Consider the following 26,987-nt stretch of genomic DNA (forward strand, 5'->3'; position numbering starts at 1 on the left):
CCTAATTTAAAGAAAATTACCAATTAGCCACAGTAGAGGTGAAAATATCCTGAATGATGTTTTCAAAGATTATTTCGATCAAATCACTTTCTACCTCTAATGATGACGTTGTCCTAGGGTCATAGTCCTGATAGAAAGAAAAAGTCTTTTTAGTATCCTCTTCTTCGTTGGACAAGTTCATGTAATTGACCTCTACAGCGATCGTTAAACGCATCTGTCCAGCCCTGTCAGGGATATTTGGGTCTGTACTGGTAACTGTTGCCTGTGGAGTGACCGAGTATCTGGTAATGGCTCCCTCAAACTGAAGGTCACCACTTGATTGTACCAACTCTAGCTGGGTGTTTCTTTGGAAATAATCTTTTAATGATTCGGTGAAGTTTTGCCCCATGTTGGCAGGGCCTCCTCCTGAATCATTGAAGAAGTTGGCTACCGAAAATGTTTGGGTAACATTATAATCCAAAGTTGTCCCGGTAAAACTGTACTCTACCTTACAAGCTGTGAGAAAAACTATTGGAAGGCAAAATAAAATGAAAATGAGCTTGCTTTTACTCACTGATATCATACTGTTTGATTTTACGGTACAAAGTCCTTTCCGAAATCCCCAAATCCTGAGCGGCATATTTCCTCTTATTATTATGTTTTCTAAGTGCCTTTACGATCAACTCTTTTTCTTTTTTCTCAATGGAAAGAGAGTTGTCATCTTCCTCATGGAGGATGTCTTCAATGCCTTCATCATCATAGTCTTCCTGCTGAGAAGGGTTTGATGAGCTAGACTCCAATACGATAGGCATGGACGAGGATGGTTTGTTGGAAGGAGTATCTTCAAACGAAACTGAATCATCCATATCTTCGAAAAGAGAGTGGTGCTTCTTGATGATGTTTTGATTCAGCCCGCCGGACTGATAAGAATCCAGGACCAACTTCTTTAAGTCAGTCATGTCTTTCTTCATGTCAAACAACACCTTGTATAAGATTTCTCTTTCTGAAAAATCACTGGAACCTTCTCCTGATTTGCCCATGTTCTGACCAAATGGGGCAGGTAAGTTGGATTCATCAGAAGGCAAATACTTCGCCAATGTGATGGCATTCACCTCTCTATCCTCTTCCAATAACGAGATTTGCTCAGCTAAATTTTTTAACTGACGGATATTTCCTTTAAAAGGGAATTTCAGCAGCAATTCCTTTGCTTCATGGTCGAGTGAAATAGGCTTTACCTTGTACTTTTCCGAAAAGTCTGTGGTGAATTTCCTGAAAAGCAAAATAATGTCATCTCCACGTTCACGAAGCGGTGGAACGTAGATAGGGACAGTGTTAAGTCTATAATAAAGGTCTTCTCTGAATTTCCCTTTTTCAACAGCTTTGATCAAGTTCACGTTGGTGGCAGCGATGACTCTGACATTGGTCTTTTGGACCTTTGAGGAGCCTACCTTGATAAACTCACCGTTTTCCAAAACTCTTAACAGCCTAGCTTGTGTTCCTAATGGCATTTCACCTATTTCATCCAGAAATATGGAACCACCATCCGTCACTTCAAAGTAACCTTTCCTTGCCTCATGGGCACCAGTAAAAGATCCCTTTTCGTGACCAAAAAGCTCTGAATCAATCGTTCCTTCAGGGATTGCACCACAGTTTATAGCGATGAATTTGCCATGCTTCCTCGTGCTAATGGAATGGATGATTTTAGAAAAAGATTCTTTGCCACTACCACTTTCACCGGTAATAAGCACAGTCATATCGGTTGGTGCTGCTTGCATGGCCACTCTTATGGCATGGTTGAGCAAAGAGCTGTTACCGATTATTCCAAATCGTTGCTTTACGGATAGTACTTCAGCGTCGCTTATCATAGACTTTTTAGAGTTTGTTAAAATCAGGAAACCACTTCACCAAAGAGGGTGGCAGCTGTGCAATCCGTGATTTTTACTTGGACATAATCTCCTTTTTGAACATTTCCTTTAGGAATAATCACCACCTTGTTGGCTGAATTTCTTCCCTTGAGCTGATCTTCGGATCTTTTGCTGGTTCCTTCCACAAGGATTTGCTGGATTTGCCCTACGTCCAATTGGTTTCTCTCCAAAGAGTGCTGTGACTGTTTGTTGATGATTTCTTGAAGTCTCCTTTTCTTGGTGTCCAGAGGAATGTCGTCCTCATATTTTTTTGCTGCAAGCGTGCCTGGTCGTTCAGAATAATAGAACATATAAGAGAAGTCATACTTCACGATGTCCATTAAGCTCAATGTCTCTTGGTGTTCTTCTTCGGTTTCAGTACAGAACCCAGCAATCATATCGGAGGAAATGCCACATTCCTGTCCCAGTATTTCTCTTATTTTGGCCACTCTTTCCAAATACCATTCGCGGTCATAAGTTCTGTTCATCATATCCAAAACTCGGCTGTTCCCGCTTTGGACAGGTAAGTGGATGTATTTACAGATGTTGTCATACTTTTTCATAGTGTAAAGTACTTCATCTGTTATGTCCTTAGGGTGAGAGGTGGAGAACCTCACTCTCAATAAGGGACTTACCTTGGCAACCATTTCCAATAGGTTCGCGAAGTTGATTACTTCGCTGACAGCACCTTCTTGCTTGTTTAGTCTGGCTTTATTGTTTTCCTCAGGAGACCATTTGTAGCTGTCTACATTTTGACCTAAAAGTGTGACCTCTCGGTATCCTTGGTCAAACAATGCCTGAGCCTCTCTTACTATAGAATGCGGGTCACGGCTTCTTTCCCTGCCTCTCGTAAAAGGAACCACACAGAAGGAACACATATTATCACATCCGCGCATGATGGAAATAAATGCTGTCAGCCCATTTGAATTTAGCCTTACTGGTGATATGTCCGCATAAGTTTCTTCTCTCGAGAGGAAAGTATTGACGCCTTTGTCTCCTTCTTCTGCTACTTTTACCAAATTGGGTAAGTCACGGTAAGCATCAGGGCCAACGACTACATCAACCAACTTTTCTTCCTCTAGTAATTTGTCTTTTAGCCTTTCTGCCATGCAGCCCAAAACACCTATGGTAAGTTCAGGCTTTTCTCTTTTAATTGTATTAAATTGGGATAATCTCTTTCTAACTGTCAGTTCGGCTTTTTCGCGAATAGAACAGGTGTTCAGGAAAATGACATCTGCCTGTTCAAAATTAGAAGTGGTGTCGAAACCATTCTCTTTCATGATGGAAGCGACAATTTCACTGTCAGAGAAATTCATTTGACAGCCATAACTTTCTATATATAGCTTTTTATGCTTTCCTGTATTCTCCTCTTCTGTGGTTTTAAAATCACATGCCTGCGCCTCTTCAGCAGGAATTATGTCAATATCCTTGATAATATTCTCCATAGCACTCTTTCAATCAATTTGAGATGCGAAATTAATAAAATACCGACAAAATGACAGGCTTCTGTGAATTTATCTTTTCTGTTAATATTATTTTTTGGCTTGCTTTCTGTGGGATGATGGTCAGCAATAAATAATAATGAATGTGAATTTGAGATGATTTTAGAAGTGGAATAGATATAGTTTTTTACTATTGTTTTATAGAAATTATCAATTTTAACTATATGTTTTAAATAAGTATATTCATGTCATAAAACAGATCGAGAACCTAAAAACAAACATCATGTCAGAAGAAAGAAAACACAATAAGCTTTCCACCGCATCCGGAAGGATTTATGTGGAAAATGACAATACGAAGACCGTAGGGCCAAGAGGGCCAATCCTTTTGGAAGATTATATATTGCATGAGAAAATGGCCCATTTCAATAGGGAAAGAATTCCTGAGCGGGTAGTGCACGCAAAAGGGTCAGGAGCATTTGGGACTTTCACGGTGACCAATGATATCAGTAAATACACCAAAGCGAAACTATTTAATAAGGTAGGTAAAAAGACAAAGGTTTTTGCCAGGTTTTCCACAGTAGGAGGGGAGAAAGGTTCTGCTGATACAGAAAGGGATCCTAGAGGGTTTGCGGTTAAATTTTATACTGAGGATGGCAACTGGGACTTGGTTGGAAACAATACGCCAATATTTTTTATCAAAGACCCTAAAAAGTTCAGCGATTTTATCCATACTCAAAAAAGAGATCCATATACAAATATGAAATCACCGACGATGATGTGGGATTTTTGGTCTTTGATGCCTGAATCTTTACATCAGGTCTTGATTTTAATGAGTGATAGGGGAACCCCAAAAGGATTTCGTCACATGAATGGCTATGGTTCACATACCTTTTCTTTAATCAATGAGAAAAATGAGAAAGTTTGGGTAAAGTTTCACTTCAAGACAGCCCAAGGTATCCAAAACTTTACGGATGAGGAAGCTGCAGAAATGAAATCCAAGGACATGGACTATTCTCAGAGAGATTTGTTGGAGGCTATTGAAAACGGAAATTTTCCAAAGTGGAATTTAAAAATTCAAGTAATGAGTTTGGATGAAGCAAGGAGAGTGGACTTTAACCCTTTTGACTTGACAAAAGTGTGGCCCCATGCAGATTTTCCATTAATTGATGTTGGGGAAATGGAGCTTAATAGAAACCCGGATAATTACTTTCAAGATGTGGAACAGGCAGCATTTGCACCTGCCCACATTGTTGATGGTGTGAGCTACAGTCCTGATAAAATGCTTCAGGGAAGAATTCTATCTTATCCTGATGCGCACAGGTACAGACTTGGTGCCAACTATGAACAAATTCCGGTCAACCGCTGCCCCTTTGCTGTCAATAATTATGAGCGAGATGGCTTTATGCGTGTTGATGGAAATCAGGGTTCGAAACCAAACTATTTTCCAAATAGTTTTGATGATATTGAAATAGACAATTCCTACAAAGAACCTTCGGATGATTTAGGAGATCATATTGCAGATTGGTATGATCGAAATAGTAAGGTTGGAGGCAATGATCATTATTCCCAACCAAGGGCACTTTTCAGGGATGTGATGAGTAAGGAAGAACAGGACAATACCATTAAAAATACCATAGGCGCAATGAGTGGTATTTCTGGTCCTAAGAAAGATGAAATCATCAATAGGCAGCTTTGTCATTGGTTCAGAATGGATGAGGAATTTGGAGCACGAGTAGCAGAAGGTTTAGGTGTGAATGTAAATGCTGTGATGGCTGCTATGAACGGAGCACACTAAAATTCTAGAAAATACAAAGCTGAATTGACTAAAAAAGAGAGCAAGTCCTGCTCTCTTTTTTAGTATGGATTAATATATCAGACAAAGAAAAGTGACGTGCAATTTTTTAGCACGAATATTGGGCTTTTAAAATCATTATAGTGAAGACATGAAGGTGATTTCTTTTCAGAATCCTTTTACTTATTATCTTTGATATAGCAATTAATTTTAGCACTTGAATAATCTAAGAAAGATATTTTATAAAATTTTTAAGGTACTGGGGGTGATACTGCTGGTATTGCTGGTTTTGATTATCGGAATTATACTTTTTGTACGAAGCCCATGGGGGCAGGATGTAATTGTTGGAAAAGCAGTGACCTATGTAAAAGACAAAACCCAAACAGAAGTCTCCATAGACAAACTTTATGTAACCTTTTCCGGGAATTTATTTCTCCAAGGACTTTATGTAGAAGACCTGCAAGGAGATACCTTGGTTTATTCTAATCGGTTAGAAACTGGAGTAGAAATTTTACCGCTGATTAAAAATGGGAATATTCATTTGACCAAACTGAATTGGGATGGACTGAAAGCAAATGTGAAAAGGGATGAAAAAACAGAGGCTTTCAACTTTGACTTTTTGATAGCGGCATTTATGTCCAATGACTCGACCTCAACTGTTGCAGAAGACACTGTTCAGGCTCAAGGAGCTTATCCTGAGATCGAGCTAGGGCCGATTAATCTGACGGATTTTGATCTTAGTTATACTGATGGTGTGATGGGGATTGATAGCCGCGTTGATTTGGGGAAATTGTTGCTTAAAATGGAAGAGTTTGATTTGAATGACATGGGATTCTATATAGGTGAATTTGAGTTCAGCAATTCATCTATTTTTTATAAGCAGGATAAACCATTTCCTACTGCAGAGGAAGATTCAACCTTAAATACTCCCATGCCGCTTGTTATCATTGATGATTTCAAAATTGAAAATGTAACAGCCGATTATGAATCAGTTCCTGATGAGATAAGTGCAAAGGTTGATTTAGGAAATTTTACAGTTCAGCTCCCCGAGGCAGATTTGTCCTCACAGAAAATCAACTTAAAAAAAATGGAGTTGACAGATTCGAAGATAGCGATTGTTCTGCCTAAGTCTACGTCAGCCCCGTCCAATACAAAAATAGAAGAAAGTCCAGCCCCTTTTTTTCAGTGGCCTAGCTGGATAATAGATGTTGAGACCATTTCAATGGAGCAGAACGATGTTTCTTATTCTCTAGGTCAAGAACAAGTCTCTGATGGAATATTTAATACCAATGCGATTTCTTTGAATGACCTTAATTTCAAGTTGTCGGGAATTTACCTTAATGAAAAAGGTGCAGGATTGTCCTTGGACAATCTGGCCTTTAGGGAAGGTAGCGGGCTTGACCTCCATAATTTTTCTTTTGACTTTGGTATGGATGATCAGCGATTGAGTTTGGCAGGTTTGGATTTGAAAGCAGCAAAAAGTGCTGTTAGTGGAGATTTGAGTTTGACCTATAATTCAATTGATCAGTTGATCAATTCTCCCGATCAAGCAGGGTTTTCATTGGACCTACCAGTTATAAAAGTCAATGCTAATGATGCTTTACCATTTGCTCCTGACCTGAAGGATAATCCATACTTTGTCTCATTGGCCAAGAATCAAGTTGATGGGGAGTTGGATTTAAATGGAAGCTTGGCCGATTTAAATTTGGAGAAGGCCAATATTTCTTGGGGAAAAGAAACCGTCTTAAATGCAAAAGGAGTTCTTCAAAACATAATGGAACCAGAAAACTTGGGCTTTGATTTGGAAGACATGTTGTTCTTGACTACGAGGAATGACCTTAGCCAGTTTGTCAATGAAGCTGATTATGGAGTGAAATTTCCAGAGAAATTGGAATTAAAGGGGAGCGCTAAAGGTGATTTGGAGGATTTGGTTGCAGAAGTGGGGCTTAAAATGCCTGAGGGAAGCCTGGATTTGGTTGCCAAATTTATGGACAAAGATCAGCTGATGTTTGACACCCAGCTTAGGGGGAACCAATTGAAGTTAGAAGAGTTGTTGCCGGGAATGGGCTTGGGGACCTTGACTTTTGAATTGCACTCTTCTGGCCATGGTAATTCAATAGAAGACCTAAGTGCCCAATTGACTTCAGATTTCAAGCAACTAGAATACAATAGCTATGACTTTTCTGGCTTGAAGCTGGAGGGTGAATTAAACCAAGGTGTGGGAAATGTCAATGTAGCATTTACTGATGAAAACCTAGATATGGATTTGGGCTTGGATCTAGAGTTGGATAGTGTCAATTCGCATTATTCGGCTGACCTGGATTTGAGAGGAGCCAACCTAAGGGCTTTGGGCTTAACAGAAAAGGATATCAGGGCCAGGCTAAAACTGATAGCGGAATTTAAGGGGAATCCTGAGAGTTTTGATGTCAATACCAAGATAGATGAAGGGTTGGTGGTTTATGACGAGCGGTCATACCCGACTGGCCATTTTGATTTGAAGGCAAGTGTGAGACCTGATAGTACCAGTTTAGATATCAGTGGCTTGATGCTCAACGGTTATTTAAGGTCCAATGCATCTCCGGCGCAAATATCAGCTGGAGTTCAAAGACATTTACAAGGCTATTTAAGAGATTCTGTTCAGGTAGATTCATTGCAATTAGACTCAACTTTAACTAATCCTGTAAACTTGGATTTGGATTTAGCCTTTAAGAGAGCCCCCATTTTGGATCAGGTCTTTATGGAAGGTCTTGAAGAGATGGATTCTATCCATGTCAACGTGGACTTTAAAGAAAATGAAGAGCAGCTTAATGCTTCCGTGAATTTACCTTATGTTCAGTATAATGATATTATGTTGGATAGTCTTGTGGTAAATGCAAAAGGTGATGGACGAAAAATGAATTTTTTATTAGGAATAGGCAATTTGGATGCTTCTCCTTTGTCCATGGGAAGGACTGTTTTTGCAGCTAACTTTAATAATAAGTTGTTAGGAATGAAATTTAGGTCTTTTGATGGAGAAGAGCAGCTTTATTCTTTGGATGCAGAGATGAAATATCATGGGGATACGGTCGACCTTCACGTTTTGCCAGATAGTCTGCTGCTAAATAGAAAAATATGGAAAGTGCCAGCCGGTAATCAGGTATTATATGCAAACAAGTTATTGAAGTTCTCTGATTTTTCTTTTTCACGAGATGGGCAGCAACTTACTTTTAGTAATGAGCTCAACTCCAATGTTGAAGATCAGGTAGGGGTCACCTTTAAGGATTTCCAATTGGCCACCATTATGACTTTGTTTAACCCAGATGAATTACTGCTTGGAGGAAGGTTAAATGGAGATTTTATAATTGAAAACCCATTTGGGGCACCGGGGATTGTGGCGGATATGAATATTTTGAACTTAAAAACAATGGGGGCTGAACTTGGAAATTTGGCCCTAAAAGCGAAATCGAGCGATTCCAGGTCTTATGATTTTAACCTTGCCTTAAAGGACAAAGGAATTGATTTGGATTTAGTAGGGGATTATGTAGCTCATGAGAATGGAGCCAACTTGGATTTGAATCTTGATATCAATGAGTTTAAATTATTGGTGCTGGAAGAACTTATGCCGGAGAATTTCAGTGAAGCTGCTGGTGCGCTTAAAGGTAGTTTTAATGTAGCTGGTACTACTAGTGAGCCAAAGTATGAAGGGGAGTTTGCCTTCGAAAATGCTGCGATAAAAGTGAATACCTTAAATTCAAAATTCTCTTTGCCTACTGAACCTTTGCGGGTTGATAATCAGGGTATCTATTTTGATCAAGTAACCTTTAAGGATACAGAGGGGAATAATTTTTCCCTAGACGGAACTGTCAATACCGTTGATCCCACCAATTTGGCATTCGATCTTAAGTTGAATGCCCAGAAATTCCAGCTTTTAAATTCAACCAGAGAAGACAATGACCTGTTTTTTGGGAAAGCTAATGTGAACGCAGATGTGACCATAAGCGGGGATATGAATCTTCCAAAGATCGATGCAAAACTAGCAGTAAATGAAGGGACGGACTTGACCTTTGTGATACCAGAAACACAGCTGGATATTGTGGAGAGAGAAGGGGTGGTGCTGATTGTTGACAGGGATGATCCTAATGATATTTTGACTAAGAGAAGCAGTGAGAGAACCGAGTCTGCCTTTACAGGTATGGAAGTAAAAGCGATTCTGGAAGTGGACCCGAAGGCAATTTTCAATGTCATAGTGGATGAGCGGTCAGGTGATAACTTGATGATTGCCGGTGATGCAGACCTTAACTTAGATATTTTACCTAATGGACAAATGAACCTGTCCGGAATTTATGAATTGGACAAGGGACATTATGAAATGAGCCTTTACAATTTGGTCAGTAGGAAATTTGAAATAGTCAAAGGAAGTACAATTTCTTGGAAAGGAGACCCAATGGATGCAGACTTGGATATTACTGCATCCTATGAAGTGAAGACCTCTGCACAGGATTTGATGGCAACGCAGATTTCTGGGGTAAATAATGATGTAGCTGAGCAATACCAGCAAAGGCTTCCCTTCTTGGTCTATTTGAATGTAGAAGGAGAGTTGTTGAGGCCACAAATATTTTTTCAGCTGGACATGCCGGAAGATGAGCAGGGTGCGCTTGGAGGAAATGTTTATACCAGGGTTCAGCAGATCAATGAAGAGGAAGGAGAGCTCAATAGGCAGGTATTTTCACTGTTGGTTTTACAGAAATTTATGCCTTCAACTGGTAGTGATGGGTCAGGAGGAGGAACAGCTGCCTTGGCAAGGTTAAGTGTGAGTCAGATGCTTTCCAGTCAGTTAAACGCTTTGTCCAGCAATGTCCTTGGCGATTCGGGCTTTGAGTTGGATTTTGACCTGGATAGTTATTCAGGTTACCAGGGAGACAGAACGCAGTTGAATGTGAATGCCAGCAAACGGCTTTTTGATGACCGATTGATTGTTCAAGTAGGGAGCCAAATGGATATCGAAGGTTCGAGTCAAGATACTCAAAATAATGGAGCGGTTTTTGGAAACGTGAACTTGGAATATTTACTAACAGAAACTGGGCGCTACAGGATCAGAGGATTTAGGAAAAATCAATTTGAGAGTATTATTGATGGACAGCTTATAGTTACCGGGATTGCATTTATCTTGAATAGGGAGTTCAATGAGTTTAGAAATTTTTGGAAAAGTGAAGAAAGAATAGAACGAGAAAGGCAAAGTCAAATCAAAGAGAAATCAGGTACCGAAGCTGAAAACGAAGGGGAAAAGTAATATATGAGAGCGAAGATATTTTTGCAATTATTATTTATTGGATTGTTAAGCTCGTGTGGGGTGACTAAGTTTATTCCTGAAGATGAACGGCTATATACAGGAGCGGAGCTTGAGGTAAAGACCAATGATCCCGAGGGCGTAAACAACAAGGCTTTAAAAATCATACATACTCGTTTAGAGGACGTTATTCAGCCTGAGCCAAATGGTAAATTTTTGGGGATGAGAATTGGCTTATGGGCTTATTATAAGGGAAGTAAGGAAAAGCCCGGCTTTATTAATAGATTTTTAAAGAAGAAAATTGGTCAAGAGCCGGTCTATTTCAGTCAGGTGAACCCTTCCAAAACGGAAGAGTTGTTGCTGAACCGTCTGGAAAACAATGGTTTTTTCTATGCGTTGTCCAGCTCTGAGTCTACGGGGAAAGGAAAATTTGCAGGAGTGGAGTATACAGTGGAGGTGAGCCGTCCATATCGATTGGAAAAGTATCAATTGGAAGGAGACTCTCTGACCATCCAAAAAGAAATCGCTAAGATCATTGAAGAGACTGAGCTTAAACCTGGAGTAAGGTTTGAATTGGAGGCCTTTAAATCCGAAAGGTTGAGGCTGAACGATGAATTGAAGAAAAGAGGGTTCTATAATTTCAATGCTGATTATTTGATTTTTGAGGCCGATACCAATAATTATGATGAGCGAAAGTTTGATCTCTTTTTAAGACTGAAACAAGATGTTGCTCAAAAATCCATAGTCCCTTATGAGGTAAAAGACATCAGGGTGTACCCAAATTATTCTGTGGATGAAGAGAAGGGCAATCAAGATACCACTACTATCAAAGACATTGACTTTATTCAGGATGAATTGGCGTTCCGACCTGAGTTGCTGGAGAAGTATATATTGATTAAAGAGGAGGAGGCTTATAGCTCAGAGTTGTCTAGGTTAACGACAAATCGATTGTCTTCGATTGGGAATTACAGGTATGTAAACTTACGTTATGTCGAAAAAGACTCGATAGGAACAGAGGAACCATGGGGGCTGGATGCCAATATTTATTTGTCCCCATTGAAGAAAAGGTCTCTGAGAGCGGAGCTGCAAGGTTTGTCCAAGTCTAATAACTTTATTGGTCCTGCGGTTTTGTTGACCTATCGAAACAGGAATATTTTTAAGGGAGGGGAGACTTTCAATATTTCTGCTCAGTTCGGTTATGAAACCCAAATAGCAGGAGGAGATAGGACAGGGTTAAGCACTTATGATATTGGTCTAAAGAGTGACTTGATTTTTCCTAGAGTAATCTTTCCGGTAAATATTGAAGAACGTTTTAGTTATTCTGTTCCAAAGACCAAAATCAGTTTAGGGGGAGAATCGCTCAATAGGATAGGGCTTTATCGCTCCAACTCGGCAACTATAAGCTATGGGTATTACTGGAATGCCAATAGGTTTGTATATCATGAAATTAATCCTATCAGCTTGAGTGTGGTGAGTCTTTCTGATACATCACCTGAATTTGAGGAGATATTGGACGATAATCCATTTTTAAGGAGAAGTTTTGAGCAGCAGTTTATTGCAGGATTGAATTACACTTTTAATTATAATCAGCTAGGGGAACAGTTTCGAAAGCACAAGATATTTGCCGGAACTACTGTGGATGTGGCTGGGAACCTTCTGAATCTGATGGATAACACTTTCGGAAAAGGCGAATCAGGAAAAGTGTTTGGGATGGAATATGCACAATATGCACGTGGAGACTTGGATTTCCGGTATCACATCAAACTAGGAGAGGAGAATGTTTTGGCTACTCGTGTTTTTGGAGGAATAGGTATTCCTTTTGGAAACTCTGTGTCGTTACCTTATGTGAAACAGTATTCTGCAGGTGGCCCTAACAGTGTAAGGGCTTTTAGGATTCGATCCTTGGGCCCAGGTACCTATCAGCCTGATTCCATCAATAACCAATCTTATTTTGATCAAACAGGGGACATAAGAATTGAAGGTAATATAGAATATCGGTTTCCAATAGTTTCGTATTTGAAAGGTGCGTTATTTATGGATGCAGGAAATGTTTGGTTAATGAATGATAATGAGGCATTGCCCGGTGGGAAGTTTACAAGCTCTTGGTTGCGGGAACTTGGAGTGGGAGCTGGGTTTGGCCTAAGGGTAGACATAGAGTTTTTTGTAATCAGATTTGATTTTGCAGCCCCGATTAGAAAACCATTTTTACCAGAAGGAGAAAGGTGGCTGAAAGAATTTAAAGTGTTTGACAGGGATTGGAGAAGGGAAAATCTGATTTTTAACTTTGCCATTGGCTATCCATTCTAGAAAGGGAGAAAGAATGGTAAGTTTTAAAAAAAAAACCGGAAGTTTAAACTTCCGGTTTTTAGTCAAATATTGAAATCAAGTAGATAGTATTTTTGCTACTCTGAAGTCTTCTTCATCCACTTCTTTGTCATCTACAATGGCCCGTTTGATGGGAGTGTAGACAACTTTATTGTTAATGACACCTGCCATGACATCATATTTGCCTTGCATAAGGCCTTCAACAGCCGCTACTCCCAACTTACTGGCCAGCACACGGTCATAAGAAGTTGGTGACCCACCTCTTTGTAAGTGCCCTAAAATTGTTACTTTAATATCATAAGTAGGGAGATGTTTGCTTACTTTTTTTGAGAGCTCCAAAGCACCACCACTTTTTCCTCCTTCGGCCACGATCACCACGTTCGCTTGTTTGTTTGCTTTGGCTCTGGTGTTCAGCTTGTCTATCAATGCCTCTACTGGCATTTTCTTTTCAGGAATTAATGTGGCCGCAGCAGCACTGCCTATGCCGGCATTGATGGCAATAAAGCCAGAGTCACGTCCCATCACTTCCACAAAGAAAAGTCTGTCGTGCGAAGTGGCAGTGTCACGGATTTTATCTATTGCTTCAATGGCCGTGTTACAGGCTGTGTCAAATCCAATCGTATTATCAGTTCCCGAGAGATCATTGTCAATGGTTCCCGGTAAGCCAATGGAAGGAATTCCGAATTCTTTATAGAAAAGATGCGCTCCCGTAAGGGATCCATCACCTCCGATTACTACCAAAGCGTCGATGCCATGTTTTTGAAGGTTTTCATAAGCTTTTTTCCTGCCTTCAGGAGTACGAAACTCGGCACTTCTGGCTGATTTCAGGAAAGTACCTCCTCTCTCCAATACATAAGCTATATCAGAACTCTCCATTTTTTTGATGTCATCCTGGATCATCCCCTCATATCCCCTGTAGATACCATATACCTCCAAGTTATAATAAAAGGCACAGCGAACCACAGCACGAATGGCAGCATTCATTCCAGGAGCATCTCCTCCTGATGTCAAAACACCAATTTTTGTAATTGATTTACTTTCCATTTTATTGAGCTGTAGTTAATTGTTTGAACATCAATTCCGCTGAAGCCAAATTGGTTGCCAAAGGAATATTATGTACATCACAAATCCTCATTAGCATCTGCACATCCGGTTCATGGGGATGTTTGTCCAATGGATCCCTAAAGAATACTACAAGGTCAAGCTCTTTTTGAGCAGCCATAGCGGCAATCTGAGCATCTCCGCCATAAGGACCGGACATCAGTTTTTCTACATTAAAACCAGCCCTTTCAATGTGGGAACCTGTTGTGCCAGTAGCAAAAAGTTGAATGTCTGAGCCTAGTAATCGGTCTTTGAAGCCGCTGAGAAAGTGAACCATGTCGGCTTTCTTTCCATCGTGGGCGATTAAGGCAATTCTCATTGTTTTTGGTTTAATAGGTTGAAGGCTTAAAGTTATAAAAAATTAAAGATTATGTTCAAGATTTAAGGTTTAAGATGATAAATATAGTTGATCCTTGAATAAGGGAATTGTGGCCTTAATCTCATGTGTTTTTCCTTAATAAGGGTCTACGTCCACAATGAATCTGACAGACTTAAAGTCTTTTTGACTTTTAAGTTCTTCCAGAACCATGGCTAATTCATGTTTGAAAAGGGCAGGGGCATTATTGGACTTATCCAACTTGATTAGAATGTCAAAAAGGTACTGATTCTTTATTTTTCCTATCAAAGCTTTTTCAGGGCCAAGAATGATTTTCTTGACAGGGATGTCCTTTAAGAGGTTACTAAGGTGTTTCGCTGCCCTTTCGGCTATTTTGATTTCCTTATGCTTGGTGGTGATTTTTAGGGTTTTAACAAATGGTGGATAGAAGAACCTTTGCCGTTCACTCATTTCATTGATATAGAAATGCTCGTAGTTTCCTTGGATAATTTGGTGGAAAATATCATTGTCTGGTTTTCTGGTTTGGATCACAACACTACCATGTCGGTTTCTCCTTCCTGCCCGGCCTGCAACTTGTGTGATTTGTTGAAAAGCTCGCTCGCCAGCTCTAAAATCGGGAAAGTAAAGGATTCGATCTGCATCCACAATACCAACTACCGTAACCCTATCAAAGTCCAGTCCTTTCGTTATCATTTGAGTTCCTACCAAAATATCCAAGTTGCCTGCACTAAAATCTTCTAGAATTTTTTGATAAGCATATTTGCTTCTGGTGGTATCCAAGTCCATCCTACCAATTCTTGCTTCAGGAAACAGCAAGGACAAGCTTTCGGCGATACGCTCGGTGCCCATACCAACAGTGGTCAGTTCATGGCTTCCACAGGCAGGACAAGCCCTAGGGACTTTTTCTTTAAATCCACAATAGTGACAACGCATTTCCTCACTGTATTGATGGTAGGTCAGGCTGACATCGCAATGTTCACATTCAGGAATCCAGCCACACTCCTCACAGGACATGTAGGGCGCATAGCCTCTGCGGTTTTGGAATATCAGGACTTGCTCTTGTTGGTTGAGTGCTTCTTGAATTTTTTCCCGCATCAATCTGGTGAAATCAAGCTTTAAAAGATTTTTCTTTTTGTCAACCAAGATGTCCGACAGGTGATATTCCGGTAATTGCGCTTCACCAAACCTTTTGTTCAAATGGATATAGCCATACTTTTCCATCCTAGCGTTATAGAACGACTCAAATGATGGGGTAGCACTTCCCAAAAGTGTTTTGGACTGGTGAAGCCAAGAAAGCATTATGGCTGCATCACGGGCCTGAAATCTAGGAGCTGGATCAAATTGTTTATAGGAGGCCTCATGTTCCTCATCTACGATCACCATGCCCAAACTATCAAAAGGCAGGAAGATAGAAGACCTGACGCCAACCACAAAAGAAAATCGGCCACTCAAAACACCTTGCCAAACTTCTACTCGTTCATTATCGGAATATTTCGAGTGAAAGATTCCCATCTGACTTCTAAAAACTTTTTGAAGCCTACTGACGATCTGTGTGGTCAAGGCAATTTCGGGAAGTAGTAAAAGGACTTGGGAACCACTTTCCAATACTTCCTGAATTAGCTTAATGTATATTTCAGTCTTTCCACTTCCGGTAATCCCGTGTAGCAAAACTGTTTGTTTCTGCTCAAATTCAGTTTTAATGTTTTGTAGCCCTTCTTCTTGAAAGTCTGCCAATTCAATAGGTTGGTCGTCTCCTGCAAGTTGATCAAATCTACTGATAATTACCTTGAACTCTTCTAGTACCTTGTTTTTGATCAATGTCTTCAGTGAGCTTAAAGATAAACCTGCATCGGTGATCGTTTTCTTGTCCAGTCCATTTTCATTCTTTTCGGGGAATTTATACACAGGGACTTCTTGCAAATACTTAAGAAGGATTTCCTCTTGCTTGGGCTTTTTACTGATTTGTTCAAATAGTTTTTCCAATTCTTCTTTTGAAGAAGTATAAGGCTCGGTTAGCTTAATCCTTGATTCGATTTTAGGACTATATTTTTCCTTGACCTGTTCATAAACTAGGACCGCTTCTTTTAGTACTAGGCTTTTGATGATGGCATAAGAAGATTTGATCCCAAGCAGTTTACCACAATCCTCATAGGAAAGTTCATCTTTGCTTTCAAGCGCATCCAAGATCACTTGCTCCCGGTCATCAATAGGAAATTCACTTGATAAAGGATCGAATTTAGGGTTGAGTTGGATCTTACTTTCGCTGCTAAGTTTTAAACCTGTAGGTAAAGCGGCGTTCATGACCTCACCGATGTGACAACAGTAATATTCAGCCATCCAAAACCAAAACTTGATTTGCAAAGGGTTGACTACTGGATGATCATCCAAAAGCTCTAATATTGGTTTGGCCTCATATTCTTTGGGAGGTTTTTTATGGACCTTCCCAATGATTCCTGTGAGTACTTTTTTCTTCCCAAACTGAACAATTACCCGGTACCCAATCCCTACGCTACTTTCCAAAGATCGTGGAACGCGATAAGTGAACATTTTAGGAATGGGTACGGGAAGGATTACATCAGCAAAGCTAGGGGGCATCTTTGCGTCATCATAAACGGGATTGTCTCCAAATAGGCTTTCCAAAGAGTCTTATGCTAGTTTTGGGAATTGTTTGATGGCTGCCTCTGCCGTACTTACTGGCTGTTGGCATGCTTTGTTAAAGCAGACGTAAATTAAAGCATTTCCTTTGGGATCTGCCACCTTATGTTCCAAAAGAGGGAGGCCGGAATCCGTAGTTTCACTGACTGCCATGACTTTGTGTCCCGAATAATTTTGTTGGAGTTGAAGGGCTAGTTCTTTAGCTCCTTTTCCTACAATGGCAATTTCAGGAGTAGGAACAAGCTTTGAAAGATATACACTTGCCCAATTGGTTAAGAAGCCTGGCTCCTTGATTAAAGTGGTGCGGATCAGGCCTAATAGCTGATCGGAAAGTTTGCTGTACGGCTCATGATAAAAATATAGGCTCAGAAAATGAAGATTGCTGGCCATCATGGAATTGGATGAAGGAATTACATTGTCAAATATCTCTTTTTTATTCGCAATTAACTCTTCTGAATCTGGGTTGTTGAAATAGAATAAACCTTCTTCATGATCAAGAAAATGTTCAAGAGTAAAGTCAGTCAAAGCTCTAGCTTTAAGGATCCATTTTTCATCAAAAGTTAGCTGATATAAATGAATGAAACCCTGTATCACCGCAGCATAATCCTCGAGGAAAGCTGGAGTGTAGGCAGTCCCGTTCTTGTAAGAACGGTAAAGTTGGTTTTCCCTAAGCATTTTGTCCAGAAGAAATTCTCCATTCTGGAGAGCCATGCTTTTGGCTTCATCGGAGTTGGTGGCCCAGTAAGCTTGAACTAAGCCTGAAATGACTAGCCCATTCCATCCAGAAAGGATTTTGTCGTCCAACCCTGGCCTGATCCTCATATTTCGGAGTGAAAGAAGTCTTTGTTTGGTGAAAGTAACTTTTTCTATGAGTTCTTTCGTGGTCAACCCGAATTTTGAGGCGACTTCTTCATAGGAAGAAGTTTGAAAGAGGATGTTTACGCCATTTTCCCAATTGCCGTTTTTACTTGTATTGTATAGTTCATAAAACCATTCTTCTCCTTCCTCCAGCAGAGCCTCCAATTCATCAAAGGTCCAGGTGTAGAACTTACCTTCTTCACCTTCACTGTCCGCGTCCAAAGCCGCAAAAAATCCACCGTCTTTTTCGAGCATTTCAGATTTCAGCCAATGAATTGTTTCTACTATCTTTTCCTTGAAAAGAGGGGCTTTACTGTTTTGGTAAGCTTTTGAATAAAGACTCAGAAGTTGGCCATTATCATAAAGCATTTTTTCGAAATGGGGAGCAAACCATTCGCCATCCACAGAATATCTTGAAAAACCTCCGGCCAGATGGTCATATATTCCTCCCATGCCTATCTTTTTTAGGGTAAAGACTACTTTCTCTTTCAGTGAAAGATTGGATTTTAGTTGTGCATAATCCAACAAGAAGTTCCAGATCGATGGCATAGGAAACTTGGGTACTCTCTTCATCCCTCCCCACTGATCATCCATTTGACTTTCAATTTTATCAGAGATCAGGACCAACTCATTTGGGGATAGTTCATTATCACTAGAGGATAAATTATACTTGTCTTTTTCTTTCTGTTTTAAGCTATTGCCAAAACCTTCAGCGCTTTTGGAAAGGTCATCAAAATGCTTGTCATAAGCCTCCGCAATGTTTTGGAGCAAGCCTTTCCAATTGGTGTTAGGGAAATAAGTTCCGCCATAAAATGGCTTTTGATTGGGCATCAGAAATACATTGAGTGGCCAGCCACCTTGAAGTCCCATCGCCTGTACCGCATCCATGTAGATATTATCCAAGTCTGGCCGCTCTTCCCTATCTATTTTAATTGAAATAAAATGCTCATTCATGATGGCAGCTGTTGCTTCATCCTCAAAACTTTCATGTTCCATGACATGACACCAATGGCAAGCAGAATAACCTATGGATACTAAAATTGGTTTGTTTTCTGCCTTGGCTTTTGCTAAAGCTTCAGGTCCCCAAGGGTACCAATTGACAGGATTGTATGCATGTTGTAATAAATAGGGGCTTTGGCTTTTTATAAGTTGATTGGCCTGTTTGGTCATGGGGGACATTTGGTTTATGAAAGAATTTGCGATTTTACGAAATTGACTTCACTAGTAAAATCAATCTTAGGTGTCATTTGTTCCATTTTTTGAAGCAGCTTTTTCAAAAAGGCTTGATGGCTTTCTCCAGATGGGTTAAAAGGTTTATGAGATAGTGATCTGATAATTTCTTCTATCTTCAAAATTGTTTTTTGAGTGTCATTAGTCAGAAAGCTTTTAGAAAACTTCTCCCAAATATATTGCTCAGCTTGGGGACTGGGATGAATCATGTCTTCCTTGTAAAAGCGGTAATCCCTGAGTTCATCCAACATGATCTCATAACTGGGGAAGTAGCTGACATTTTTAAAGGAAGTTTCAAGTTCATGACAGAAAACCCGTAAAAGGGATTTACTGTATTGGTTTTCAGGGATTCCATCCTTGATATGTCTCACTGGACTTACCGTTAAAATAATATTTAAATTAGGATTGATAGTAATCAAAGGTGCGTACAATGCCTCAAAAGCGGACCTCATCTCCGGTATATCCAATGATCTCTTTTTGAATAGTTTAGCAGGTTGCTTATGGCAGTTAGCCACTGTTTGGTTCAACTGTAAGTGGTCATAGACATGGGTTGTGCCTAGGGTGATGGTTAAATGGGAAGCATGAGAGAGTGCCAAAGCTGTCTTTTCGATGGATTTTCGAATTTTATTCATCAAGCCAGTTTTAGAAGAAGCTGAAATTTCGGAATGACAGCCATAATGCAAATGCCTCCCCTGAAAATCAATAACCATTTCGTGAGGTAGATTTTGACCTGCAATGGAGTTTTGCAGTAAGGTAAATAGAGACAAAGGATTGAATATGGTGCCGAAGGGATTGTTCAATACTTCAAATTTTCTTTCCAAAAGTTTATTGCCTATGACAGTTGAAAAGCAAGAGCCAACGGTGACAATTGTCTTGTCATAGTTAATAGGAGTGTGGTAGGTTGGGATATCAAAATTGGTCCGTAATTGCATGAAGCTAAATTAATAAAATTGAAGCAATGATCAGTTTTAGAAGTATTAGGGAGTTATAATTTATTTAAGTGTTAATAAAGTGTATTGTTTATTATTAATATGTGAAAATTACTAATGATATGTTGAGGTTTTGGTTTGATTAGTCTATTTTTATTGACTTACAGACAGTTAGAAGTTTTAATAACCATTCATGCTATGAAACCATTTACTTTAGAGAAAACAGTAGAAGCTACTGTAGAGAAACTACAGAAATTAAAAATTGAGAATCAATTAGTGTCAGAATTGGAGTGGTGTTTAGGAAGCTACCGTTTTGACAGTAATCCTGTTGGATTGATTGAAAAAAGTTTTTTGGCCTTAGGAGCTTTGAAGGCTGAGAAAGAAAAAAACAGTAGGGCAGTTTCCAAGAAACTTTTGGAAGACTTGGAGAAGGTTGCTGCTGCGTAATTTTTTACTTTTTGTGCAAAAAAATAAGGCTATCCAATTAATGGATAGCCTTAAACTATGTTCACTTGTAATAAGCTGAGATTATTCAGCTACTACTACAAATTTAACTTCAGTTTTAACTTCTCTGTGAAGGTCAACTTCTGCTTGGTATTCACCTGCTCCAGTTACTGGAGTGCTGATAGCGATTTTCTTTCTATCAACCTCAACACCTTTAGCTGCAAGAGCGTCAGAAATCTGAAGGGTAGTAACTTTACCGAAGATTTTACCTGAATCACCGATTTTAGCTTTGATCTCTAGGGAAATTCCTTCGATTTTAGCCGCTAGTTCCTCAGCTTCAGTTTTGATTTTTTCAGCTTTGTGAGCTGCTTGCTTGATATTTTCTTCAAGAATTCTCTTGTTGGAAGCTGTGGCCAATACAGCAAAACCCTGAGGGATAAGGTAATTTCTTCCATATCCAGGTTTTACAGCAACTAAGTCGTTTTTATAGCCAAGTCCTTTTATGTCTGTTTTTAAGATAACGTCCATTGTAGTTGTCTAATTTAATATATTTGAATAGAACAGGGCCGGATTATTTCAGTCCGTCAGTTACATAAGGTAACAAGGCCAAATGTCTTGCTTTTTTGATGGCGTTAGCCACTTTTCTCTGGTATTTCGCAGAGTTTCCAGTAAGTCTTCTTGGAAGGATTTTACCTTGCTCATTCACAAACTTCAATAAGAAGTTAGGATCTTTATAGTCGATGTACTTGATGCCTAATTTTCTGAATCGGCAGTACTTCTTCTTATTCTGCTCTCTGTTGATTGGTTCGTTCTTAAGTGTCATTTTGCAGCCTCCTCTTTTACTTCAGATTTTTTGTTGAATTCTCCTTTTCTTCTTCTCTCTGCATAAGCAATTGCATGCTTGTCAAGAGCAGTAGTCAAGAAACGCATCACTTTCTCGTCTCTTCTCATTTCAAGCTCGAACTTCTTGATCAAAGTAGGCTCGCTCTTGAATTCTACTAGAACGTAAAAACCAGTGCTTTTCTTCTCGATTGGGTAAGCTAGCTTCTTAAGACCCCAGTTTTCAACATTGATAATGTCTGCTCCCTCTTCTTTTAACAAGTTTACAAACTTGTCTACGGTATCCTTCATCTGAACATCAGACAAAACGGGAGTTAAAATGAATACCGTTTCATAATTTTTCTGGAACATTTGATAATTGTTTAGCTATAATTATTTAAACAGACCGCAAAATTAAGGGTTTATTTCAATTAATCAAAAAAGGCCGTCCTTTTTTAAAGACAAGGAGTCAGGATAGTAGGGGCTTATGGATAGACCAAAACGCTAAAAGCAAAACACCCATGGATAAAGATATCCACAGGTGTTTGATTGAATCCAATATGTCAAACTCAAAAAATCAGTTATTTTATTTCAAATGATTTATTGCCTATGTTAAACCCTTCAGAATAGATTTTTACCTCGTATACACCTTCTGGGTATTCAGTTTCTTTTTGATATAAATAGATCAAACGCTTTTTAGTGTTGTCAAAGAGGATATCCTGTTTAGCGGTATAAAACTCCTCTCTTCCATCAATGGAAAAGGTGCCCGACCCTTTTGCGATGTCAAAGATGACTTGATTGTTGGGAGCAACTACCTGAACATAAATATCCTTAGTGCCTGGTTCTGCTACCTTGTTTTCAGATATGTCAAATGAGATTTTCAGTTTTTCCAATTGTCTGTTTCTAAAGGATCCTTCCCTTTCACGTCCTTTATTGTTAACCGCTGCTACTACAATATTTTCCGCATGAAGCTTCTGGGCAATGTTTACCTTTTCCTCCAATTCTTCTTGCTTCAGGTTGAGCTGCACAATAGAATCTTCAATTTCGGCTTTCGAAGTTTTTAGGTCTTGGTTTTCGGTAAATAGTTGCTCATTGACTTGTTTAAGCCTGGTGATCTCCTGATCCTTTTCTGTCAATACACCGGAGAAGCTATCTATTTTTTTGTTTAGAGCGGAAATCTCTGCCGCACTGCGGTTTCTTTCTGTGTTTCTTTCTTGGAGTAGTTGTTCCTTAAGGACCACAAGGGAGTCAACATTTCCGCCCAGCTTTTTGATTTCATTGATCCGTAGGTCTAGTTGATAAGCCATTGAATCAATTCTCAAATTAAGGTTGTTATTTTCCTCTGAAAGAATAAGGATTTCTTCTGTTTTTTGGGTTTTGTCGACACTGTCAAGATACAGTTTGACACCACTGAAAATGACAAGCAAAATCAGTACAATGATCAAAATGTTTTTCCCTTTTTCGTTTCGGGAAGATTTCTCTTCAGGTATATTAGTACTCATAGTGATTGAATATTAGAACAAAATTCAAATAATAATTTTAATATATGTCTCAGGCATTAGATGAAAACTATTGGACTTCCAGGTATCTCGACCAAAACACAGGTTGGGATGTAGGAGAAGCAACTATTCCCCTAAAGCAATATTTAGACCAAATTGTAAACCATGGATTGGAGATACTCGTTCCGGGTGCAGGAAATGCCCATGAGGCTGTGTATGCGCATAAAAAAGGGTTTAAGAATGTTCATATTTTAGATTTTGCAGAACCTCCTTTAAAGCAGTTTAGGGAACGCTTTCCTGAATTTCCCAAAGAGCACATTCACCATGAAAATTTCTTTGGGCATCAAGGTCAGTATGATCTGATATTGGAACAAACTTTCTTTTGTGCCTTGAAACCTAATTTACGAAATGATTACGTCAAAAAAATGACTGAACTGCTTAAACCTAGTGGGAGACTGGTTGGAGTGCTGTTTGATGTTGAATTTGAAAAGGATGGGCCGCCATTTGGAGGAGCTAAGAAAGACTACCTGGAAGTGTTTGGCCAAGAGTTGGAAATTGTGACAATGGAAAGGTGCTATAATTCTATTCCTCCTAGAGCTGGGAATGAATTGTTTTTCAAAGCAAGAAGGAAGAGTTTAGTTTAATAGTGGAGTATATAATGGTTTTTCTTTAGGCCTTTTTTGAAAAACAGGACACCACATTCATAAAAGTCCATGCTCATAGTGACTGAAGGGGAGTCTTTGATGGTTTGCCAAGCTTGTTCCATTCCCTTGGAGCGATGAATGTCTCCAATAGCGACTATACTATCTTCATTTAAGAAGGGAGTTATCTGTTCCCAAAATGTCAAGGTAGGCTCGTAAGCATGATGGGCATCAATCAACACAAAGTCTAATTTGTTTGGCCGCTTCAGAAATTCTGGCAACGTAATTTCGATTTGGCCAATTAGCAAAGAGACATTGGAGAAATTAGAAAAAGTGTTTTGGGCAACTTTTGCCAATTCTTCTGCCCCTTCAAAAGTATAGAGCTTCCCCTTAGTTGTCTTGGCCAAATAGCAGGTGTTAATTCCTACACAAGTGCCTAACTCAATTACTGTTTGTGCTGGCGTTAAGGAGCAAAAGTATTGATAGAGTTTTGAGAATTTGGATGAACTGGTGCTGTGTCGGGTTATACCTGAAATTCTTCTGATGGGCTCTTTTAAATGTATGGAGCCAGCCCCGAAATCCTGAATGGTTATTTTTTTGTGGTTTTGAAGTAGTTGTTTTCTTAGGGCTTTTAATTCCGTATCATCATTTGTTTTAAGGTTTTTTTTTAACCCTTCGTATACTTTAAAGGAAAACGGTGATTGCAAAGAATGTCTATCCTCCTTCCTGAGAAAGTACTTCAGGTATGCCAATAGTGGGTAAATCTTTTCTAACAAAATGTTAATTATGGAAGATGTCTGAAATGAGTTGGAATTCCGGTATTTGTACTTCAATGATGGTTCCATCTTGGATGCGCTCCATAAAGTATTGCCCATTCATTTTTCCTAGGCCAGAGCTAAGGTTACAGCCTGAAACATATTGATGGGACTTTCCTGGTTCGAGTATGGGTTGTTGCCCTACGACTCCATCTCCTTCGACAAGCTTGATGCTTTGTCCTGCATCATATACTTCCCATTTTCTTTTTAGAAGTTGGACCGTGTGGGAGCTATTGTTTTCGATGGTGACTTTGTAGGTGAATACATAGTGGTGCTGGTGCGGACTACTGTATTCCGCCTGATATGTAGCCTCTACGCTTACCTTTATTCCTTGGGTGATTGCAGTAACCATTAAAAACTTTGTCTAACAGGATTTTTGTTCGAAATTAAGGGTTTATTATGAATTCTCAAGAGAAATAAATTAAATGAACGTTAAAATAAACGGAGGCTGGAAGGAAAAACTAGCTGATGAGTTTGATAAGCCCTATTTTGAGTCACTGGTGAATTTTGTAAAAAGTGAATATCAAAACAAGCATATTTACCCTAAAGGAAGCGATATTTTCAATGCTTTTGAGCAGTGTCCATTTGATCAGGTAAAAGTGGTGGTTTTAGGGCAAGACCCTTATCATGGGCCTGGACAAGCTCATGGCCTGTCCTTTTCGGTGCAGGAAGGCATTCCGTTTCCTCCTTCGCTGATGAATATCTTTAAGGAGCTTAAGAGTGATTTAAATGTTCCAGTTCCTGCCCATGGTAATTTGGAGCGCTGGGCAAAGCAAGGGGTATTGCTTTTGAATGCTACACTGACGGTGGAGGCCCACAAAGCAGGTTCTCACCAAAAAAGAGGATGGGAAGAATTTACGGATGCGGTGATCCGAAAACTAGCAGAAGAAAAGGAAGGTTTGGTGTTTATGTTGTGGGGAGCTTATGCCAAGAAAAAAGCTGCATTTATATCTGATGCGAAACATTTGAAGTTATATGCGCCTCATCCGAGCCCCCTTTCAGCCCACAGGGGGTTTTTGGGTTGTGGACATTTCAGTAAAACTAATGCTTATTTGAAGGAAAAAGGATTGCAGGAAATTCAATGGTAATGAAAAAGGGACTCAAAATTTTGAGTCCCTTTTTCGTATGTGTTTTCTGATTAATGAATTCCTTTAAAGAACCTATTCCAGCGGATACTACTGAACATGCTTTTATGCTTGTCAAGAGAAAGCCATAAGAACCATGCTTTTCCGACGATATGGTCTTCAGGTACAAAACCCCAAAATCTGGAATCCAAGGAGTCGTGTCTATTGTCTCCCATCATGAAGTAATAATTTTGCTTGAAGGTATAGGTTTCCTGCTTTTCGCCATTGATGAAAATCTCATTTCCTTCAATACGAAGATCATCAATCCCTTCATAATGTTTGATGGTAAAAGCATATCTTCTTACATTATCTTCAGTGAGGTCAATGGTCCAGCCCTCTGCAGGCACGGTCAACGGTCCAAAATTATCCCTGTTCCAGCCATAAAAAGCACCATCAGGATGAATGTCTGGATCTCCATTGCCTTTTTCATAAGTCCTGATTTTCACCTCTTTGATCACAGGGGATTTTGCCAAGCGCTCAGCCGATTGAGGAGTGGTGAACACCACGTACATGCCATTGTAGGGGTGAAAGGAATCTTGGTTGATGTCATACTCAGCAAAGAAGTCTGCGTTGAGCATTCTGTTTGGGATGACATCATAAGAAAACTGCATTTCTTCAGGGTTCTCTGCCGTTTCCCCATTGACAATTAACTGAGTGTCTACTATTTCAATTACATCACCAGATATACCTACAGCTCTTTTAATGTAATTGGTCTTTAGGTCAACGGGATGCTCAAATTCATCTGGGTAATTGAAGACTACCACGTCATTTCTTTTTACAGAAGTGAAGCCAGGAAGCCTGTAATAAGGAAGTTGGATAGCATCCGAATAGGATGGGATCTCTGTTCCCCAGATTTTTTGATGTGTAAGCGGGACCTGAAGAAGCGTTTGTGGCGTCCTGGTTCCGTAATGCATTTTACTTACAAATAAGAAATCCCCAACCAGAAGAGAGCGCTCCATTGAGGCCGTTGGAATGGTGAATGGTTCTAAAAATAACCAACGGATTAAGCTGGCGGCTATGACCGCGAAAACCAAGGCGTCCATCCATTCTCTAACGGGGCCTTTTTTCTTTTTTTCTGAACTCATGTTTTTTGACAATGATTAATTAAAAGCTAAGGAAGTCATCCATCGACAAGACCCCTTTCTTATCCTTGATCCATTCGGCTACTAAAACTGCGCCAAGTGCAAAACCCTTCCTGCTGTGGGCAGTATGTTTGATCTCAATATCATCGATTTCTGAATGATATGTGACAATATGAGTGCCGGGAGCCGGGTCAATTCTTTTTGCTGTAATGGGTAAGGAGTGTTCATTTCCGTCCGTATCTGTGTCCAGATTCCAACGTTTTACTCGGTTTACCCGATCGATAATATCTTCTGCTAAGGTGATGGCTGTACCGCTGGGAGCATCTTTTTTCTCTGTATGATGAATCTCTTCCATTTTCACGGCATAGTCAGGCTGGTCATTCATCATCTTGGCCAGGAATCGGCTAACCTTGAAAAATATATTTACCCCAATACTGTAATTGGAAGCATAGAATAAAGCGCTGCCATTGGATAAGGTCAAGCGTTCGATTTCAGGTTTTTTGTCCAACCATCCAGTGGTGCCACAGACAACAGGTATTTGATTTTTAATAGCCCAGCTAAGGTTTTTTACAGCAGCGTCAGGTTGACTGAATTCAATGGCCACGTCGATTTTATTTGTGTCCAGTTCATCTAAAAGGTTGATGTTGGATTCATCAATTTTCCCAGCAATGGTATGGCCTCTTTCTTGAGCAATTTCAGAAATGATCTTGCCCATTTTGCCATACCCTAAAATCAATATATTCAT

General features: G+C 39.6%; 22 protein-coding genes. 6 read left to right on the forward strand and 16 right to left on the reverse strand.

Annotated elements, in window-relative coordinates; all coding sequences use genetic code 11:
* Window positions 1-16 precede the first annotated feature (16 nt).
* Genes JL001_RS11460 through miaB form a run of 3 tightly spaced genes read right to left on the reverse strand, consistent with a single transcriptional unit; the run spans window position 17 to window position 3,328 of the window.
* A complete protein-coding gene (locus JL001_RS11460; protein ID WP_200976210.1) occupies window positions 17-562 on the reverse strand; it encodes an LptE family protein in 546 nt (181 codons plus the stop codon).
* Window positions 546-1,844, reverse strand: coding sequence for a sigma-54-dependent Fis family transcriptional regulator (locus JL001_RS11465; RefSeq protein WP_200976211.1), 1,299 nt, complete (start codon window positions 1,842-1,844; stop codon window positions 546-548). Before JL001_RS11465 ends, JL001_RS11460 begins: the two co-directional genes overlap by 17 nt.
* Window positions 1,845-1,867: 23 nt before the next feature.
* Window positions 1,868-3,328, reverse strand: a complete 1,461-nt coding sequence (miaB, locus tag JL001_RS11470) for a tRNA (N6-isopentenyl adenosine(37)-C2)-methylthiotransferase MiaB (RefSeq protein WP_200976212.1) — start codon at window positions 3,326-3,328, stop codon at window positions 1,868-1,870.
* 280 nt (window positions 3,329-3,608) lie between these two features.
* Here miaB and JL001_RS11475 point away from each other — a divergent pair, with 280 nt between their 5' ends.
* The 3 genes from JL001_RS11475 to JL001_RS11485 all read left to right on the forward strand — a co-directional run bounded on the left by JL001_RS11475 (window position 3,609) and on the right by JL001_RS11485 (window position 12,690).
* Window positions 3,609-5,120, forward strand: a complete 1,512-nt coding sequence (locus JL001_RS11475; RefSeq protein ID WP_200976213.1) for a catalase — start codon at window positions 3,609-3,611, stop codon at window positions 5,118-5,120.
* Window positions 5,121-5,334: 214 nt separating this feature from the next.
* Entirely contained in the window at window positions 5,335-10,386 is a 5,052-nt protein-coding gene (locus JL001_RS11480; RefSeq protein ID WP_200976214.1) for a translocation/assembly module TamB, read from the forward strand.
* A gap of 3 nt (window positions 10,387-10,389) precedes the next feature.
* On the forward strand, window positions 10,390-12,690 hold the full coding sequence (locus tag JL001_RS11485) for a BamA/TamA family outer membrane protein (protein ID WP_200976215.1): 2,301 nt from the start codon (window positions 10,390-10,392) through the stop codon (window positions 12,688-12,690).
* A gap of 75 nt (window positions 12,691-12,765) precedes the next feature.
* Here JL001_RS11485 and pfkA read toward each other — a convergent pair whose 3' ends face one another.
* From pfkA to JL001_RS11510, 5 genes are all read right to left on the reverse strand, one after another.
* Window positions 12,766-13,752: a 6-phosphofructokinase gene (gene pfkA / locus JL001_RS11490; protein WP_200976216.1), complete on the reverse strand. Its 987-nt coding sequence runs from the start codon at window positions 13,750-13,752 to the stop codon at window positions 12,766-12,768.
* Window position 13,753: 1 nt separating this feature from the next.
* Window positions 13,754-14,128, reverse strand: a complete 375-nt coding sequence (locus tag JL001_RS11495; RefSeq protein ID WP_200976217.1) for a methylglyoxal synthase — start codon at window positions 14,126-14,128, stop codon at window positions 13,754-13,756.
* A 135-nt stretch (window positions 14,129-14,263) separates the two neighbouring features.
* On the reverse strand, window positions 14,264-16,786 hold the full coding sequence (gene priA, locus JL001_RS11500; protein WP_370567364.1) for a primosomal protein N': 2,523 nt from the start codon (window positions 16,784-16,786) through the stop codon (window positions 14,264-14,266).
* A 6-nt stretch (window positions 16,787-16,792) separates the two neighbouring features.
* Window positions 16,793-18,829, reverse strand: a complete 2,037-nt coding sequence (locus JL001_RS11505; RefSeq protein ID WP_200976218.1) for a thioredoxin domain-containing protein — start codon at window positions 18,827-18,829, stop codon at window positions 16,793-16,795.
* Between the two features lie 14 nt (window positions 18,830-18,843).
* Complete coding sequence (locus JL001_RS11510) at window positions 18,844-19,821, reverse strand: GSCFA domain-containing protein (RefSeq protein ID WP_200976219.1); 978 nt, start codon at window positions 19,819-19,821, stop codon at window positions 18,844-18,846.
* 195 nt (window positions 19,822-20,016) lie between these two features.
* Here JL001_RS11510 and JL001_RS11515 point away from each other — a divergent pair, with 195 nt between their 5' ends.
* Complete coding sequence (locus JL001_RS11515; RefSeq protein ID WP_200976220.1) at window positions 20,017-20,265, forward strand: hypothetical protein; 249 nt, start codon at window positions 20,017-20,019, stop codon at window positions 20,263-20,265.
* 81 nt (window positions 20,266-20,346) lie between these two features.
* On the opposite strand, the gene rplI is transcribed toward JL001_RS11515, so the two are convergent.
* The 4 genes from rplI to JL001_RS11535 all read right to left on the reverse strand — a co-directional run bounded on the left by rplI (window position 20,347) and on the right by JL001_RS11535 (window position 22,583).
* On the reverse strand, window positions 20,347-20,790 hold the full coding sequence (gene rplI / locus JL001_RS11520; protein WP_200976221.1) for a 50S ribosomal protein L9: 444 nt from the start codon (window positions 20,788-20,790) through the stop codon (window positions 20,347-20,349).
* A 43-nt stretch (window positions 20,791-20,833) separates the two neighbouring features.
* A complete protein-coding gene (rpsR, locus tag JL001_RS11525; protein WP_186756360.1) occupies window positions 20,834-21,085 on the reverse strand; it encodes a 30S ribosomal protein S18 in 252 nt (83 codons plus the stop codon).
* Complete coding sequence (gene rpsF / locus JL001_RS11530; RefSeq protein WP_200976222.1) at window positions 21,082-21,453, reverse strand: 30S ribosomal protein S6; 372 nt, start codon at window positions 21,451-21,453, stop codon at window positions 21,082-21,084. The genes rpsR and rpsF overlap by 4 nt, the downstream gene beginning before the upstream one ends.
* Window positions 21,454-21,662: 209 nt before the next feature.
* A complete protein-coding gene (locus JL001_RS11535; RefSeq protein ID WP_200976223.1) occupies window positions 21,663-22,583 on the reverse strand; it encodes a hypothetical protein in 921 nt (306 codons plus the stop codon).
* A 44-nt stretch (window positions 22,584-22,627) separates the two neighbouring features.
* Between JL001_RS11535 and JL001_RS11540 the strand changes: the two genes are divergently transcribed.
* Window positions 22,628-23,224, forward strand: a complete 597-nt coding sequence (locus JL001_RS11540) for an SAM-dependent methyltransferase (RefSeq protein ID WP_200976224.1) — start codon at window positions 22,628-22,630, stop codon at window positions 23,222-23,224.
* Here the strand turns inward: JL001_RS11540 and JL001_RS11545 are convergent.
* Both JL001_RS11545 and apaG read right to left on the reverse strand, forming a co-directional pair.
* A complete protein-coding gene (locus JL001_RS11545) occupies window positions 23,221-23,997 on the reverse strand; it encodes an O-methyltransferase (RefSeq protein WP_200976225.1) in 777 nt (258 codons plus the stop codon). The two genes, JL001_RS11540 and JL001_RS11545, sit on opposite strands and share 4 nt — an antisense overlap.
* 4 nt (window positions 23,998-24,001) lie before the next feature.
* The gene (apaG, locus tag JL001_RS11550; RefSeq protein WP_192007587.1) at window positions 24,002-24,388 is read right to left on the reverse strand and encodes a Co2+/Mg2+ efflux protein ApaG; all 387 of its coding nucleotides are present in this window, start codon (window positions 24,386-24,388) and stop codon (window positions 24,002-24,004) included.
* 73 nt (window positions 24,389-24,461) lie between these two features.
* On the opposite strand from apaG, the gene ung reads away from it, so the two are divergent.
* Window positions 24,462-25,124 (forward strand): uracil-DNA glycosylase, encoded by a 663-nt coding sequence (ung, locus tag JL001_RS11555; RefSeq protein ID WP_200976226.1) that lies wholly within the window; start codon window positions 24,462-24,464, stop codon window positions 25,122-25,124.
* 50 nt (window positions 25,125-25,174) lie between these two features.
* Here the strand turns inward: ung and lepB are convergent, their stop codons facing one another.
* Both lepB and dapB read right to left on the reverse strand, forming a co-directional pair.
* A complete protein-coding gene (lepB, locus tag JL001_RS11560; protein WP_200976227.1) occupies window positions 25,175-26,245 on the reverse strand; it encodes a signal peptidase I in 1,071 nt (356 codons plus the stop codon).
* Window positions 26,246-26,264: 19 nt separating this feature from the next.
* Window positions 26,265-26,987 carry a 4-hydroxy-tetrahydrodipicolinate reductase gene (dapB, locus tag JL001_RS11565; protein ID WP_200976228.1) on the reverse strand — a complete coding sequence of 241 codons (723 nt, stop codon included), beginning with the start codon at window positions 26,985-26,987 and terminating at the stop codon, window positions 26,265-26,267.

Source organism: Echinicola sp. 20G (genome assembly GCF_015533855.1).
Taxonomy (GTDB): domain Bacteria; phylum Bacteroidota; class Bacteroidia; order Cytophagales; family Cyclobacteriaceae; genus Echinicola.

Excerpts from the sequence above, each read along its gene's own strand:
- JL001_RS11510 (WP_200976219.1), bottom strand. The coding sequence starts at position 19,821 with ATGCAATTACGGACCAATTTTGATATCCCAACCTACCACACTCCTATT.
- rpsF (WP_200976222.1), bottom strand. The coding sequence starts at position 21,453 with ATGTTCCAGAAAAATTATGAAACGGTATTCATTTTAACTCCCGTTTTG.
- rpsR (WP_186756360.1), bottom strand. The coding sequence starts at position 21,085 with ATGACACTTAAGAACGAACCAATCAACAGAGAGCAGAATAAGAAGAAG.
- dapB (WP_200976228.1), bottom strand. The coding sequence starts at position 26,987 with ATGAATATATTGATTTTAGGGTATGGCAAAATGGGCAAGATCATTTCT.
- JL001_RS11465 (WP_200976211.1), bottom strand. The coding sequence starts at position 1,844 with ATGATAAGCGACGCTGAAGTACTATCCGTAAAGCAACGATTTGGAATA.
- JL001_RS11535 (WP_200976223.1), bottom strand. The coding sequence starts at position 22,583 with ATGAGTACTAATATACCTGAAGAGAAATCTTCCCGAAACGAAAAAGGG.
- ung (WP_200976226.1), top strand. The coding sequence starts at position 24,462 with ATGAACGTTAAAATAAACGGAGGCTGGAAGGAAAAACTAGCTGATGAG.
- JL001_RS11485 (WP_200976215.1), top strand. The coding sequence starts at position 10,390 with ATGAGAGCGAAGATATTTTTGCAATTATTATTTATTGGATTGTTAAGC.
- JL001_RS11495 (WP_200976217.1), bottom strand. The coding sequence starts at position 14,128 with ATGAGAATTGCCTTAATCGCCCACGATGGAAAGAAAGCCGACATGGTT.
- JL001_RS11475 (WP_200976213.1), top strand. The coding sequence starts at position 3,609 with ATGTCAGAAGAAAGAAAACACAATAAGCTTTCCACCGCATCCGGAAGG.
- JL001_RS11460 (WP_200976210.1), bottom strand. The coding sequence starts at position 562 with ATGATATCAGTGAGTAAAAGCAAGCTCATTTTCATTTTATTTTGCCTT.
- lepB (WP_200976227.1), bottom strand. The coding sequence starts at position 26,245 with ATGAGTTCAGAAAAAAAGAAAAAAGGCCCCGTTAGAGAATGGATGGAC.
- JL001_RS11505 (WP_200976218.1), bottom strand. The coding sequence starts at position 18,829 with ATGACCAAACAGGCCAATCAACTTATAAAAAGCCAAAGCCCCTATTTA.
- miaB (WP_200976212.1), bottom strand. The coding sequence starts at position 3,328 with ATGGAGAATATTATCAAGGATATTGACATAATTCCTGCTGAAGAGGCG.
- JL001_RS11515 (WP_200976220.1), top strand. The coding sequence starts at position 20,017 with ATGAAACCATTTACTTTAGAGAAAACAGTAGAAGCTACTGTAGAGAAA.
- JL001_RS11540 (WP_200976224.1), top strand. The coding sequence starts at position 22,628 with ATGTCTCAGGCATTAGATGAAAACTATTGGACTTCCAGGTATCTCGAC.
- pfkA (WP_200976216.1), bottom strand. The coding sequence starts at position 13,752 with ATGGAAAGTAAATCAATTACAAAAATTGGTGTTTTGACATCAGGAGGA.
- rplI (WP_200976221.1), bottom strand. The coding sequence starts at position 20,790 with ATGGACGTTATCTTAAAAACAGACATAAAAGGACTTGGCTATAAAAAC.
- apaG (WP_192007587.1), bottom strand. The coding sequence starts at position 24,388 with ATGGTTACTGCAATCACCCAAGGAATAAAGGTAAGCGTAGAGGCTACA.